Annotated in this window: 1 pseudogene; it reads right to left on the bottom strand. The window is 66.0% G+C overall.

From position 1 onward, the window contains the following. Positions 1-350, bottom strand: a pseudogene (locus tag P9273_RS32065) (aminoacyl-tRNA hydrolase); the annotation flags it as partial.

Raw genomic sequence — 350 nt, 5'->3', positions numbered from 1 at the left:
AGCTTCTTCAGCATCGCGGCCATCGGTCCGCTTTCGGGAACCTTCGCCGGCGGCTGCTGCGGGCGGGCCTGGCGGATATGGCTCTGTTGTTTCGGGGCCTTGGGCGGCGGCCGGTCGTCGTCGCCGGTCGGCACGAGCTTGTCGCGCAGAGTGAGCGTGATGCGGTTCATGAAGGAACTGTCGTCGCCCTTGGCCAGCAAGCCTGCGTCATCGGCGATCGCGTCGAGCAACACGTCGAGCCATTCATGGTCGGCCTTGGCGAAATCGCCGAGCACATGGCCGTGCACCATCTCCTTGACGCCGGGATGGCCGACACCGATGCGCACGCGGCGATAGGCATTGCCGACATG

It is taken from the genome of Mesorhizobium sp. WSM4935, from assembly GCF_029625735.1.
Classification (GTDB): Bacteria; Pseudomonadota; Alphaproteobacteria; order Rhizobiales; family Rhizobiaceae; genus Mesorhizobium.
This window is presented reverse-complemented; position numbering and strand designations above follow the sequence as displayed.